This is a genomic window from Kitasatospora sp. NPDC059673 (genome assembly GCF_042734215.1).
GTDB lineage: Bacteria > Actinomycetota > Actinomycetes > Streptomycetales > Streptomycetaceae > Kitasatospora.
Window position 1 is genome coordinate 1 of sequence record NZ_JBHWEN010000006.1, and the last position, 13,547, is coordinate 13,547.

12 protein-coding genes are annotated in these 13,547 nt (G+C 74.2%); 5 read left to right on the forward strand and 7 right to left on the reverse strand.

Annotated features, from left to right (window positions below; genetic code table 11):
- Window positions 1–71: 71 nt before the first annotated feature.
- Both ACFV18_RS09360 and rsmH read right to left on the reverse strand, forming a co-directional pair.
- Window positions 72–527, reverse strand: a complete 456-nt coding sequence (locus tag ACFV18_RS09360) for a septum formation initiator family protein (protein WP_380480974.1) — start codon at window positions 525–527, stop codon at window positions 72–74.
- Window positions 528–653: 126 nt separating this feature from the next.
- Window positions 654–1,622 (reverse strand): 16S rRNA (cytosine(1402)-N(4))-methyltransferase RsmH, encoded by a 969-nt coding sequence (gene rsmH / locus ACFV18_RS09365; RefSeq protein WP_380480976.1) that lies wholly within the window; start codon window positions 1,620–1,622, stop codon window positions 654–656.
- A 491-nt stretch (window positions 1,623–2,113) separates the two neighbouring features.
- On the opposite strand from rsmH, the gene ACFV18_RS09370 reads away from it, so the two are divergent.
- The 4 genes from ACFV18_RS09370 (at window position 2,114) to ACFV18_RS09385 (ending at window position 7,541) form a co-directional block, all read left to right on the forward strand.
- On the forward strand, window positions 2,114–2,629 hold the full coding sequence (locus tag ACFV18_RS09370) for a beta-class carbonic anhydrase (RefSeq protein WP_380480979.1): 516 nt from the start codon (window positions 2,114–2,116) through the stop codon (window positions 2,627–2,629).
- 169 nt (window positions 2,630–2,798) lie between these two features.
- Window positions 2,799–3,818 (forward strand): AAA family ATPase, encoded by a 1,020-nt coding sequence (locus ACFV18_RS09375; protein ID WP_380480981.1) that lies wholly within the window; start codon window positions 2,799–2,801, stop codon window positions 3,816–3,818.
- Window position 3,819: 1 nt separating this feature from the next.
- Entirely contained in the window at window positions 3,820–5,139 is a 1,320-nt protein-coding gene (locus tag ACFV18_RS09380; RefSeq protein ID WP_380480983.1) for a DUF58 domain-containing protein, read from the forward strand.
- The gene (locus ACFV18_RS09385; protein ID WP_380480985.1) at window positions 5,136–7,541 is read left to right on the forward strand and encodes a transglutaminaseTgpA domain-containing protein; all 2,406 of its coding nucleotides are present in this window, start codon (window positions 5,136–5,138) and stop codon (window positions 7,539–7,541) included. Before ACFV18_RS09380 ends, ACFV18_RS09385 begins: the two co-directional genes overlap by 4 nt.
- Before the next feature lie 80 nt (window positions 7,542–7,621).
- On the opposite strand, the gene ACFV18_RS09390 is transcribed toward ACFV18_RS09385, so the two are convergent.
- The 3 genes from ACFV18_RS09390 to ACFV18_RS09400 all read right to left on the reverse strand — a co-directional run bounded on the left by ACFV18_RS09390 (window position 7,622) and on the right by ACFV18_RS09400 (window position 9,587).
- The gene (locus ACFV18_RS09390; protein WP_380480988.1) at window positions 7,622–7,999 is read right to left on the reverse strand and encodes a DUF3040 domain-containing protein; all 378 of its coding nucleotides are present in this window, start codon (window positions 7,997–7,999) and stop codon (window positions 7,622–7,624) included.
- A gap of 241 nt (window positions 8,000–8,240) precedes the next feature.
- Window positions 8,241–8,993: a methyltransferase domain-containing protein gene (locus ACFV18_RS09395; protein WP_380480990.1), complete on the reverse strand. Its 753-nt coding sequence runs from the start codon at window positions 8,991–8,993 to the stop codon at window positions 8,241–8,243.
- Between the two features lie 93 nt (window positions 8,994–9,086).
- The gene (locus ACFV18_RS09400; RefSeq protein ID WP_380480993.1) at window positions 9,087–9,587 is read right to left on the reverse strand and encodes an SAV_6107 family HEPN domain-containing protein; all 501 of its coding nucleotides are present in this window, start codon (window positions 9,585–9,587) and stop codon (window positions 9,087–9,089) included.
- 742 nt (window positions 9,588–10,329) lie between these two features.
- On the opposite strand from ACFV18_RS09400, the gene ACFV18_RS09405 reads away from it, so the two are divergent.
- Entirely contained in the window at window positions 10,330–11,721 is a 1,392-nt protein-coding gene (locus ACFV18_RS09405) for a phytoene desaturase family protein (RefSeq protein WP_380480996.1), read from the forward strand.
- A gap of 7 nt (window positions 11,722–11,728) precedes the next feature.
- Here the strand turns inward: ACFV18_RS09405 and ACFV18_RS09410 are convergent, their stop codons facing one another.
- Entirely contained in the window at window positions 11,729–12,463 is a 735-nt protein-coding gene (locus tag ACFV18_RS09410) for a hypothetical protein (protein WP_380480999.1), read from the reverse strand.
- Window positions 12,464–12,570: 107 nt separating this feature from the next.
- Window positions 12,571–13,485: a methylenetetrahydrofolate reductase [NAD(P)H] gene (gene metF, locus ACFV18_RS09415; RefSeq protein ID WP_380481002.1), complete on the reverse strand. Its 915-nt coding sequence runs from the start codon at window positions 13,483–13,485 to the stop codon at window positions 12,571–12,573.
- Between the last annotated feature and the right edge of the window lie 62 nt (window positions 13,486–13,547).

Sequence of the window (13,547 nt, forward strand, 5' to 3'; positions counted from 1 at the left end):
ACGGGGCGCGGCGGGGCGGCCGCCGGCCGGCGGGGTGCGGCGCGGGCGCTCGCCGTCGCCCGGTGGGCGGCTCACCGCTGGGCCCCGGGCGGGGCGGTGGCGGGCGGCGCGGGGGCCAGCTCGATGCCGGGGTCGCCGGAGCTCGGCGAGGCCGAGGGCGAGGGCGAGGCCGAGCCGGACGCGCCGGGGCGCTGCCAGGGCTCGGCACTGCTGCGCGGCACCGGCGGGTTGTCCTCGGCGGCCTTGGGCTTGCCGGTGACGCTGCCGTCGGCGCCGAGGAAGACCGGGTCGCCGCCGGGGACCATGCCGAGGTCGCGGGCGCGCTGCTCCAGCGCGTCGGGCGCGGACTGGGCGGCGATCTCCTGCTGGAGGGACTGCTGCTGGTCGGTGGCCTCGGTGGTCTGCTTCTTCAGCCGGGACAGCGTGAACGAACCCTCGTTGAGCGCGGTGTTGAGCATCAGCAGGCCGAGCAGCCCGGCCGACAGCAGAGTCACCACCAGCACGGCGAACGGGGCGCGCCCCCGCATCGAGCGCGCCCCGGGCCGGACGGTGATCCGTGCCCTGCCCCCCTGCCCGGGGACGCGCCCCCGGGTCCGCTCGCCGGCCACCGGCACCGCTCCACTCCCCTTCGCTCCGCTGCTCCCGGCGGCTGGCTACCTCCGGGTCTCCCTGATCCTCTCCGCCACGCGCAGCCGTACGGGTGCGGCGCGCCGGTTCTCCTCGATCTCCTCTTCGGTCGCCAGTTCGGCTCCTCGGGTGAGCAACTTCAGCCAGGGCTGGAGTTCCTCGGGGATCACCGGCAGGCCCGGCGGGGCGGTCGAGGTGGCCCCGGCCTGGAAGTATTGCTTGACCAAGCGGTCCTCCAGGGACTGGTAGGACATCACGACGATCCGACCGCCCACCGCGAGGGCGTCCAGCGCGCCGGGGATGGCCCGGTCCAGCACCTCCAGTTCGCCGTTGACCTCGATCCGCAGCGCCTGGAAGGTCCGCTTGGCCGGGTTGCCGCCGGTCCGCCGGGTGGCGGCCGGAATGGCGTTCCGCACCAACTCCACCAGACGAGCGCTGGTGGTGAACGGTTCCTTCTCGCGTTCCCGCAGCACCGCGGAGGCGATCTTCCCGGCGAACCGCTCCTCGCCGTACACCTTGAGGATCCGGGCCAGGTCGCCGTGGCTGTAGGTGTTGAGGACCTCGGCGGCGGAGATGCCGCGGCTCTGGTCCATCCGCATGTCCAGCGGCGCGTCCTGGGCGTAGGCGAAGCCGCGGTCGGCCTCGTCCAGCTGCATCGAGGACACCCCGAGGTCGAACAGCACGCCCTGCACGGCGGGGATGCCCAGGTCGGCCAGCACCTGCGGGATCTCGTCGTAGACGGCGTGCACCAGGGTGGCGCGCTCGCCGAAGCGGGCCAGCCGCTCGCCGGAGAGCTTCAGTGCCTGCGGGTCGCGGTCCACGGCGACCAGCCGGACCTCGGGGAAGCGGGTCAGCAGCGCCTCGCTGTGTCCGCCCAGGCCCAGGGTGGCGTCCACCACCACCGCGCCGGGTGCGGAGATCGCCGGGGCGAGCGCGTCCAGGCAGCGCTCCAGCATCACCGGGATGTGCCGGGGGGTGGGGCTGTCGGTACTCATACGGGGGCGGGGCCCTTCCTCAGGTGCAGGTGTGGCCCCGCCATTCTCGCCTACCGGCCCGCCGGCTCCGCACGCCACCCGTGGCCCCCGCCCGCTCGCTCGGGGGAAGGAGCGACCGCCCGGCGCCGGGGAAGGTGCGCCAGGTGGGCACGGAGCGGGAGGAGGCCGCGGACTGCGTACGGGCCGGGGGCCCGGTGCGGAGACCGGCCGGGCGCCCGGTTGCCGGGTGCCTTCCGCCGTGCTCCACTGCGCCGCCAGACTATCGTCCACGCCGCGCCGGTCAACGCTCCGCGACGGCGCACCACCCGCCCGGCCGTATCGGTTTGCGCAGGTCGGACCAGTGCTGAGGGCCGCCGATCGGACGGGGCGCGGAGCGCTCCGGGCGCGCCGGTCGAACCGGGTCGAAGCCGTCCCTCCGGGCCCTCTCCCGGCGGGTAAAGGCTTTCGCAGGTGGGCCCCGCCGCCCGTGCGACCCCACTACCGTCGTCGCCATGGCACCTGCTCCCGGCACCGGCCGGCCGTCCGAGACCGACCGCTTTGTGGCAGCCAACCGCTCCTACGCCGAGACCTTCCGGGACGGCGGCATGGACGCCCGCCCGGTGCGCAAAGTCGCCGTGGTGGCGTGCATGGACGCCCGGCTCGACCTGTTCGCCGCACTCGGCCTGGAGCTCGGCGACGCCCACATCATCCGCAACGCGGGCGGCGTGGTCACCGACGACACCATCCGCTCCCTGACCGTCAGCCAGCGCGCCCTGGGCACCCGCACGGTGGTGCTGATCCACCACACCGGCTGCGGCCTGCTCGGCCTGACCGAGGATTTCCGGCCCGAACTGGAGCACGAGGTCGGCCGGCGCCCGCAGTGGGCGGTGGAGGCCTTCACCGACCTGGACGCCGACGTCCGCCAGTCCATGCGGCGGGTACGGACCTCGCCGTTCCTGCCGCACCGCGACGAGGTGCGCGGATTCGTGTTCGACGTGCACACCGGGCTGCTCCGCGAGATCCGCTGAAACCGATCGGCCCGCGCCCTCGTCCCAAACCGGGACAGCCTTCGCGTGTCGCCCGGCCGGGTGACTTCTGGCCGGGGGACAGGGAAGAATGCGCCAAGTATTCGGGGTATTCGGGGTGGGCGGGGGTCGAACCAGCCGCCCGGCGACTGTTGCACATGGGAGCGTACGGGTGACGACCATCAACGGACAGGGCTCGGAACAGCCGGCGGCGGACCGGCACGAGCGCCGGGAGCCGGTCGGGCTGGCGGAGTTGACGGCGGTGGTCGACCGCGTCCGGGCGTCCGTCGAGAGCGTGATCGAGGGCAAGCCGGAGGCGGTCCGGATCGCCCTGACGGTGCTGCTCGCCGAGGGCCACCTGCTGCTGGAGGACGTGCCCGGCGTCGGCAAGACCATGCTCGCCAAGGCGCTGGCCCGCTCGGTGGACTGCACGGTCCGCCGGATCCAGTTCACCCCGGACCTGCTGCCCTCCGACGTCACCGGAACCAACGTCTTCGACCAGCACCAGCGGGACTTCGAGTTCCGGCCCGGCGCGATCTTCGCGCAGATCGTGGTCGGCGACGAGATCAACCGGGCCTCGCCGAAGACCCAGTCGGCGCTGCTGGAATCGATGGAGGAGCGTCAGGTCACCATCGACGGCACCTCCTACGAGCTGCCCTCGCCGTTCATGGTGATCGCCACCCAGAACCCGGTCGAGATGGAGGGCACCTACGCCCTGCCGGAGGCCCAGCGCGACCGCTTCATGGCCCGCATCTCGATCGGCTACCCGAGCCCCGAGGCCGAATACGCGATGCTCGACCTGCACTCGGCCGCCAACCCGCTGGACGACCTGCAGCCGGTCGCGCACGCCGCCGACCTGCTCAAGCTGATCGACGTGGTCAAGGGCGTGTACGTCTCCGACCCGGTCCGCCGGTACGCCGTCGATCTGGTCGCCGCCACCCGCAACACCCCCGAGCTGCGGCTCGGCGCCTCCCCCCGGGCCACCCTGCACCTGGTCCGCGCGGCCCGCGCGCACGCCGCCCTGGACGGTCGCGACTATGTGCTGCCGGACGACATCCAGGCGCTGGCCGTACCGGTGCTGGCGCACCGTCTGCTGCCCACCTCGGAAACCCAGTTGAGCCGCCGCACCGTGGAGAACGTGGTGCTCGACCTGGTGTCCCGACTGCCGCTCCCGCGCCCGCAGGGCCGCTGAGGTGGCGGGCCCTGCCCGGCCCTCCGGGCTGCGCGCCGCCCTGAGCGGACTCACCACCCGGGGGCGTTCCTTCCTGGCGGCCGGCCTGACCGCCGCGCTCTGCGCCTACCTGTTCGGGCAGAGCGCGCTGTTCCAGGTCGGCGTGCTGCTCGCGGTGCTGCCGCTGGCCTCGGCCCTGCTGCTGGTGCGCACCCGCTACCGGGTCGCCTCCGGCCGCCGGCTCAGCCCGCAGCGCGCGGCGGCCGGTCAGGAGGCCCGGGTGCACCTGCGGCTGGACAACATCTCCCGGGTGCCCACCGGTCTGCTGCTGCTGGAGGACAAGGTCCCGTACGTGCTGGGGCCCCGCCCGCGCTTCGTGCTGGACCGGGTCGAGCCGCGCGGCTTCCGCGAGGTGTCCTACCGGGTCCGCTCCGACCTGCGCGGACGCTACCCGCTCGGCCCGCTGCAGCTGCGGCTGTCCGACCCGTTCGGGATGTGCGAGCTGACCCGCTCGTTCAGCGCCGCCGACGTGCTCACCGTGGTCCCGCAGGTCCAGGACCTGCCGCCGGTGCGGCTGCCCGGCGAGTCCGCCGGACAGGGCGAGTCCAACACGCACACGCTGGCGCTGGCCGGCGACGACGACGTGATCCCGCGCGAGTACCGGCACGGCGACGACCTGCGCCGGGTGCACTGGAAGTCCACCGCCCGCTACGGCGAGCTGATGGTCCGCCGGGAGGAGCAGCCGCTCAAGGCCCGCGCCACCGTACTGCTGGACACCCGGGAGATCGCGCACCGCGGCTCCGGCCCCGCCTCCTCGTTCGAGTGGGCGGTGTCCTGCGCCGCCTCCGTCACCGTCGACCTGGTGCAGCGCGGCTACCAGACCCGGCTGCTCACCGACACCGGCCGCGCCCACCCGCAGCACGGCGCCACCGCCACCACCGCCGCCGAGAGCGTCGGCGTGCTGCTGGACGCCCTCGCCGTGGTCGAGCACTCCGACGGCACCAGCCTGGCCCGCGCCGAGGAGGTGCTGCGGATGGGCGGCGAGGGCCTGCTGGTGGCGATCGTCGGCGACCTCGACGACGAGCAGGTCGAACGCCTGGCCCGGCTGCGCCGCCGCGCGGGCGGCGCCGTCGCCCTGCTACTGGACACCGGCACCTGGGCGGGCCTGCGGCACGTCTTCCCGAACGCCGCCGACGAGCAGAACGACTCGGTGGTCGGCCGGCTGCGCGAGGCCGGCTGGACCGTCCTGCCGGTGCGGGCCGGCGACTCGCTGCCCGCGCTGTGGCGGGCCGCCGACCGCACCCAGAACTCCGTTCCCTACCGAGACGAGGTCGGCGCGTGACCACCCGGGCCAAGTTGACGCTCTGCGCGGCCTTGGCGACCGCCCTGGCGGCGCTGTCCCTGTCCCCGCTGTTCAAGGACTCCTTCGCGCTGGCCCCGCACGGCCTGCTGATGATCGCCGCCACGGCCGCCGCCGGCGCCGGCCTGCGCGCCCTGCCGCTGCCCCGCGCCCTGGTGCTGCCGCTCCAGCTGGTCGCGGTGCTGTACGTGCTGATGCTGTCCACCGTGCAGTCCGCGATGGCCTTCGGCGTGCTGCCCGGCCCGGCCGCCCTGGACGCCGTCTCCACGCTGCTGGCCTCCGGCGGCAGCGACATCCAGGAGTACGCGATTCCCGCCCCGACCACCGACGGCCTGCGGCTGGTCGTGGTCGGCTCGGTCACCCTGGTCGCAGTCCTGGTCGACGCCCTGGCCGTCACCTACCGCCGGGCCGCCGCCGCGGGCCTGCCGCTGCTGGCCCTGTACTCGGTGGGCTGCGGCCTGGCCGACTCGCCCGGCGGCATGTGGCTGTGGTTCCTGTTCGCCGCGGCCGGCTACCTGCTCCTGCTGTACACCGAGGGCCAGGACCGGCTCACCCGCTGGGGCCGGGTCTTCCACGGCACCGGCCGCTCCGCCGTGGCCATGTCCAACGGCGGCCGCCGGGTCGGCCTGATCGCGCTGGCCGCCGCCGTCCTGCTGCCGGCCCTCGCACCCGCGACCGGCGCCGGCCTGTTCGGCGGCTTCGGCGGCCAGGGCAACGGCAGCGGGAGCGGCACCGGATCGGGCGACGAGCGCTCGCTCAACCTGGTGGTCGCGCTCACCGCCAACCTGCGCGCCAACGACGACACCGAACTGCTGCGCTTCTCAACCAACGCCACCGACATCGACCAGCTCTACCTGCGGGTCGCCGCGCTCAGCGAGTTCGACGGTTCGGAGTGGAAGGCCGGCGAGCAGTCCGCCGAACCGCTGCCCACCACGCTGCCCCAGCCCGAGGGCCTGGCCACCAGCACCCGCAACACGGTCAGCACCAGCGTCAAGATCTCCGACCGGCTCGGCACCACCTGGCTGCCGATGCCGTACCCGGTGTCCTGGGTCGAGCTGCCGTCCACCGCGAACTGGCGCTTCGACAAGGCCGGCCGCACCGTCGCCGCCGTCAACGGCCAGAAGACCAACGGCCTCTCGTACAAGGTCGGCTCGGCCACCGTCACCGCCGACCCCTCGCAGCTGCGCTCGGCCGCCCCGCCGCCCGAGGACATCACCCGGCGCTACCTGGGGCTGCCGAACAACCTGCCCGCCGTGGTCGGCGAGACCGCCAAGAAGGTCACCCAGGGCGCCACCAACGCGTACGACCAGGCCGTCGCCCTCCAGCAGTACTTCACCAAGGGCGACTTCACCTACAACACCAAGATCGAACCGCGCACCGGGCCGGACGCCATCGCCAAGTTCCTCCAGGACAAGGAGGGCTTCTGCGTGCACTTCGCCGCCACCATGGCCGCGATGTCCCGCTCGCTCGGCATCCCCTCCCGGGTCGCCATCGGCTTCACCCCCGGTACCGGCGACTCCTCCAATCGCATCGTGCGCAGCTCCAACTACCACGCGTGGCCGGAGCTGTACTTCTCCGGCCTCGGCTGGATGCGCTTCGAGCCCACCCCCAACCGGGGCACCGCACCGCTGTACTCCATCCCGCAGGCCGCCAACACGGCCCAGCCCAGCGCCCAGCCCAGCGCCTCCGCGTCCGCCGACCAGCCCTCCGCCGGGCCGTCGTCCTCCAGCTCCTGCGGCCAGCAGCACCGGATCGGCGAGTGCGACGACGAGGCCGTGTTCGCCGAGCACCGGACCACCACCACCCCGTGGTGGCAGACCTGGCCCGCGCTGCTCGCCGCGGCCGGCCTGGTCCTGCTGCTCGCCCTGGCGGCCACGCCCATGGTGCTGCGCCGACGGATCCGCAGGCGCCGCCTGGGCGTCGGCCGGCACGCGCCCGGTGCCGACCGGCCCCGGCTCACCGACGAGCAGGTGCTCGCCGCCTGGGCCGAACTCGTCGACTCCGCCTGGGACCTCGGCCTGCCCCCGGACGAGGCCCGCACCCCCCGGAACGCCGCTCTCCGGCTCGCCGAGGACGCGCACCTCGCCCCCGCCGCCGCCGAGGCCGCCGGCCGGGTCGCGCTCGCCACCGAACGCGTCATGTACGCCCGCGAGTCCGACCCGCCCCCGCAACTCGGCACCGACGTGCGCACCGTCCGTGACGGCCTGCTCACCCAGGCCACCCGCGGCCGGCGCCTGCGCGCCCTGCTGCTGCCCGCCTCCACCGTCCGCCTCTGGTGGCGCACCCAGGAACGCACGACCGCCCTCCGCGAACGCGCCGCCGACCGGTGGGCCAAGGCCCGCACCGCGATCACCCGGCCGTTCCGGCGACGCTCGAAGGACTAGGGCCTGCCCCTACGCAAAGATCCGCCCGAGGAGGGAAGCTCCCTCCTCGGGCGGATCTCTGCACTGGTTCCGTTGCGCTGCTACAGGCCGCTCTGCTCATCGCGGCGCCGCTGCCAGCGCTGTTCCATTCGGTCCACGACACCGGTCTTCCGGCGAGGCGCTGCCGCCTGCCGTGGACCGTGTCCGGCCGGGCCTCGACGCCACGCGGTGACCGCGAGGACCGCACAGCCCAGCATTACCAGGAACCCGACCACGCTGACCCAGATGACCTGCGCGACCAGGCCGCCCATGAGCAGCGCGACGCCTGCCACGAACCCCGCCGCGGCCAGGTAGACCCGCCGACGGGTGTAGGTGCGCAGACCGGTTCCCTCAAGCGCTGACGCGAACTTGGGATCTTCGGCGTACAGCGCTCGCTCCATCTGCTCGAGCAGTCGCTGCTCGTGCTCCGAGAGCGGCACGGAGTCCTCCTACTCGTCGGTCGCGGGGCGACCGGTCCGCCACCCCTGGCTCGGGCCTGTGTGGTCCATATGCCCCACCGGTCTGGCCGTCATGCTTACCGGCTTTACCCAGATCATACGGTCCACGGGCCCTGTTCGGCGTGGTCAATCAGGCGTGGGTCGGGCCACTGCGACGCAGGGCCCGCACCTCGGCAACGTGCGGAACCGCGACTTGGTGCCCCGGGTACGGCTCTCCGGGCGGTCAGACCGCTTCGGCGAGCAGGTGGAGCTGGGTGGCGACGGCGTGGAAGGCGGGCTGCTCGGCGGCGGCCAGCTCCAGCTTGAGCAGGGCGTCGAACGCGCCGGGCTCGGTGTCGACCAGGACGCCGGGGACCAGGTCGGCGAAGACCCGGACGCCGTGCACCGAGGTGACCCGCAGGCCGGCGGCGTCGGCGAGGGCGCCGAGCTGGTCGCCGGTGAAGCGGCGCGGCATCGGGTCGCCGGCGCCCCAGCGGCCGTCGGGGGCGTCCAGCACGGCGCGGGCGTCGGCGAACTGGCCGGCCACCGCGCGGGCCAGCACGGCGCCGTTGCGGTTGGCGGCGAGCAGACTGACCAGGCCGCCCTTGCCGAGCGTGCCGACCAGGTTGCCGAGCGCCTCGGCGGGGTCGTCGACGACCTCCAGCACGCCGTGGCAGAGCACCGCGTCGACCGAGCCGGCCGGGACCAGCTCGGGCAGCGTCTGGGTGTCGCCCTGGACAGCGCGCACCAGGTCGGTGACCCCGGCCTCGGCGGCCCGCCGCTCCAGGGCGAACAGCGCGTCGGGGCTGGGGTCGACCACGGTGACCCGGTGGCCGAGCCTGGCGACCGGCACGGCGAAGTTGCCGGTGCCGCCGCCGGTGTCGACGACCTCCAGGACCGGCCGTCCGAGCTCGGCGGAGCGCCGCTCCAGCGCCGACCGCAGCACCTCCCACACCACGGCGGTACGCAGCGCACTGCGCGGACGAGTCGGATACAAGGCGGCACCCCTCTAGGCAGGTCTTCCACGGCGGGAACGCCCTTACCCTATCCGTCCGCACGGGGCGGCTCCGGTGCGGCGCCGGTGCCGGACTCAGGGGTGCAGGGCCAGGATCCGCTCCACGATGCGCAGGTAGAGGGCGGTGTTGCGGATCAGGTCGTCCGCGTCGCGCTCCCCGGCGGCGCCGGTGATGCCGGCCTCGGCGGCGGCGCGACGGCGGGCGCCGGCGGCGAAGTAGGCGGCCCACTCGGCGAGTTCGGGAGCGACCTCGGACAGCAGCTCCCAGGCCGGACGGATCGCGTGGCGGCGGCGCGGGCTGCGCTCCGGGCGGCCGCGGACCGCGAGCACGGCGGCGGTGGCGCGCAGCGCGGCGAGGTGGGCGGTGGCGTAGCGCTCCAGCGGATCCTGTCGGCTGCGGGCGAACACCAGGGTGCGGTGGGCGTGCCGGAGCAGTTCGAGCGCGGCCGGCGAGGCGGGAACCCGGCGCAGCACCGGGTGGACGTCGGCTCCGCGCGCGGTGGGCAGGGTGGGTTGATCGACGACGGGTTGATCGACGGCAGGGCGGGCGACAGGCTCAGGACGGCTGATGGTCATGGGTCTCCCCCGTTCACTCCGGACCTTGCCCGGGCCGGTCGGCCCGCGCATGCCTCCATCGTGAACGGGGGGTCTGACAACTCCGGACCGTTCGTGACCGGCCGGCCGTCCCCACGGCCGCTCCACGGAGCCGGGCTCCGCCGCCCCGTGTCGGCGGTGCCCGGCCCCGTCGTGCGGCCATTGGTCGCGCCCAGGACCTGTGGTGCGGGCCACCTGTCCCCCGTCGGCCGTGGCCTGCCCCGGGCGCTTCGGGTGGCTCCACCTGCCGGCGGCCTTCCCGTTGCCCACTACTGTGCCGTCGCGGCGTCACAGCGGGAACCCGCCCGAGTACTCAACCGGCGATCTGAGTACGCGTACTCAGACACCCCCGGCGGTCGGCGGGGGCGGGTACGGTGGCCCGGATTCCCGCCCGAGGGCCGGGCGGACGGAGGGGGGCCGCGGTGGAAGCCGTTCCGCTCCCCCGGCGCGGTCGGCGGGGCGACGGCTCCGTGGCGGGCCTGGTGACCCTCGCGGTCTCCGAGAGGGCGCGCACCCAGGGACGCGTGGGGTACCTCCCGGCCCGCCAGGGCTGGGGGAGCACTGCGCGAAGCGGAAGGCACCCGCCCGCAAGATCGTGACCCCGCACGGTGACCTGCACGTGGACGCGCCATCGCGTGGCGGTCCTCCCGCCGCTCAGTGACCTGCACGTGGACGCGACACTCCCCGGCAGCTGCCACGTGAGGGCCGCATAGGATCTCCTGCCATGGCTCGCATTCTCGTCGTCGGCGCAGGTATGGGCGGTCTGGCCGCCGCGTCCAGGCTGGCCACTCTCGGGCACCGGGTGACGGTGCTGGAGGCGGCCGGGACGTACGGCGGGCAGGTGGGGGCGTACCGGCGTGAGGGGTTCGGGTTCGACACCGGGCCGGGCCTGCTCGCGTTGCCCGCGGTGTACCGCGACCTCGCGTTGAAGACCGGCCGGGAGCCGCTGGAGCAGCTGGTCGGGTTGCGGCCGGTGGACCCGGAGAGCCGGCACCTGTTCGCGGACGGCACCGAGCTGGTGCTGCCGAACGCCTCGCGCGGCGGGGTCGGCGAGGCCCTGGACGGGGCTTTCGGCGCGGGCGCCGGTCCGCGGTGGAACGACATGGTCAACCGGGGCCGCACGGTCTGGGAGGCCACCCGCCGCCCGCTGCTGGAGGAGCCCCGTCCGGCCGTCGCCCTCGCCGACCCGTACCCGGTGCCGCCGCGTCGCGGGCTGTCCCGGCTGCTGCCGCGCGGGCGCCACACGCTGGCCGAGGTCGCCGCCCAGGAGCTGGCCGGCGCGCCGGGCCCGGCGGCGCTGCTCGCCGAGTACGCCTTGCGGTACGGGCTGAACCCGCTGACCGCGCCCGCCTCGGCGACCGTCCTGCCGTACATGGAGCAGTCGTTCGGCGTCTGGTACGTGGAGGGCGGCCTGCGGGCGCTCGCCGACGCGGTGTTCGGGCGCTGCGAGAGCCGTGGCGTCGAGTTCCGTTTCGGCACGCCCGTACGGGAGTTGGAGCGTGCGGGCGGGCGGGTCACCGGCGTCCGCACCGACGACGGGGTGCTGACCGCCGACCTGGTGCTGTCGGCCGTCCCCGGCCTGGGTGTCACCGCGCCCGCCGAGCCCGCGCCCGGACGTTTCACCGTGCTGCTCGCACTGAACGGCGCCCGCCCCGCGGGCACCGCCCACCGCATGGTGCTGCACGGCGCGGATGTCGCCGCCGAGGCGCGCGCGGTCTTCACCGACCGCACCCTGCCTGAGCGCCCCACCGTCCAACTGCTGCGCCCGGACGACCCGTTGCTGGTGCCCGGGCCCGATGCCGAAGCGGCCGTGCTGACCGTCACCGTCCCCGCCGGGCTGGAGTTGACCGACGCTCAACAGGGCGCCTACGCCGACGAGTTGCTGGCCCGGCTGGCCGGCGCGGGTGTCGATCTGCGCGGGCGGCTGCGCTGGCGGGAGACCCGGCTGACCGCGTCCGTCCCGGCGCCCGCGCTGGCCGGGGGGCAGCTCGCCCAGGCCAACCGGCCGGGCGAGCCCGGCCTGTACCTGATCGGCGCGCACGCCCACCCCGGCGGCGGGCTGGCCCGGGTCGGGATGTCCGCCTCGATCACCGCCGGGCTGATCGGTCCGGCCTGACGGCGGCTCAGTACTGCTGCTGGTAGTACCAGTTGGTGTGCTGCTGCTCGCCCGGCTGCTGCGGGATGTACGGCTGCTGCTGGTACTGCTCCGGCTGGTACTGCTGCTGTTGCGGGTACTGGTGGACCGGCTGGCCGTACTCGTCGTAGCCGATCAGCTGCGGCTGCTGGGCGTACGGGTCCTGCTGCGGCTGCTGCTGGTGGCCGAACTGCGGCTCCGGTTGCGGCTGTTGGTAGTAGTACTGCTGCTGGTCGGGCTGGGGCTGGGGCTGGTAGGAGACCGGCTCGTCGGTGTAGATGCCCGCGTCGATCTCCTGGAACTCCTCGTACGCGTACGGCTGTTCGACCACCGGCTCGTCCTCGACCGGGCCGACCTCGCCGACCTTCGGGGCCGTCTCGGCCGCCACCGCCACGGCGGTCGCCCCGCCGGTGGCCGCGGCCAGCAGCGGGACCTTCGCCAGCGGGCCGGGCAGGGTGCCGTCCGCGCGGCGCAGCGACCAGCCCACCGGGCGGCCGCGCTTGACCGAGAGGGTGACCATCGCCTGTCCCGCCGCGAAGGCCGCGGCGCCCGCGACTATCACCGGAACGGAGGACTGCGTCATCCCCGCGACCACCCCGAGGAACCCCGCCAGCGCCAGCGCCCGCCAGTGCAGCGCGGCCCGGTTCTGCAGCAGCAGTTCGGCCACCAGCCAGACCGCGACCAGCGCCAACGCGCCGTAGAGGAACAGGTGTCCGATGCCCATCCCCGCAACCTCCAGATGCCACCATCACCGCGCGATTGCGGGCGACTGTACCGCCTCCGGGCGAACACCGCCGCATCCCGTCCGCCCGGAGGACGGCCGCAGGGGCGTCAGTGCTTGTGGAGGCCCAGGTTCTGGTAGATCTCCAGCGTCGAGGTGCTGTGGTTGAGCGTGATGAAATGCAGGCCGGGGGCGCCCTCCGCGAGGAGCCGCTCGGCCATGGCGGTGGCGTGTTCGAGGCCGACGGCGCGGACTTCGGCCGGGTTGTCGGCGGCGGCCTCCAGCCGGCGGCGGAAGTCCGGCGGGAAGTCGGAGCCGGACAGCTGGGGGAAGCGGATCAGCTGGCGAATGTTGGTGACCGGCATGATCTCCGGGATGATCGGCGTCTCGCAGCCGGCTGCGGCGACCCGGTCGCGCAGCCGGAGGTAGTCCTCGACCTCGAAGAACATCTGGGTGATCGCGTAGTCCGCGCCGGCCCGGCACTTGGCGACGAAGTGCTTGATGTCCTCGTCCCACTCGGTGGAGCGCGGGTGCATCTGCGGGAACGCGGCCACGCCGACGCAGAAGTCGCCGATGCCCTTGATGAGTTCGACCAGTTCGTAGGCGTAGCTGACGCCCTCGGGGTGGCGGACCCACTCGCCCATCGGGTCGCCGGGCGGGTCGCCGCGGACGGCGAGCACGTTGCGCACGCCCTCGTCGGCGTACTGGCCGATGATGTTGCGCAGTTCGGCCACCGAGTGGTCGACGGCGGTGAGGTGCGCGACGGGGGTCAGGGTGGTCTCGGTGGCGATCCGGCCGACCAGGTTGACAGTGCGGCCGCGGGAGGAGCCGCCGGCGCCGTAGGTCATGCAGACGAAGTTCGGGTCGAGCGCCTCGACGCGGCGGATCGCGTCCCAGAGTTTGCGCTCGCCCTCTTCGTTGCGGGGCGGCATGAACTCGAAGGAGAAGGAGCGGTCGCCTGCCGCCAGCAGGTCGCGCACGGTCTGCGCGCGGTCGCTTCTGGTGGAGGGAATCCCGAGTGCCATGCAGGAAGGTTAGCCTTCGGCGGCGCGGCCCGGACAAACCATGTCCAGGGGTTGAGACATTG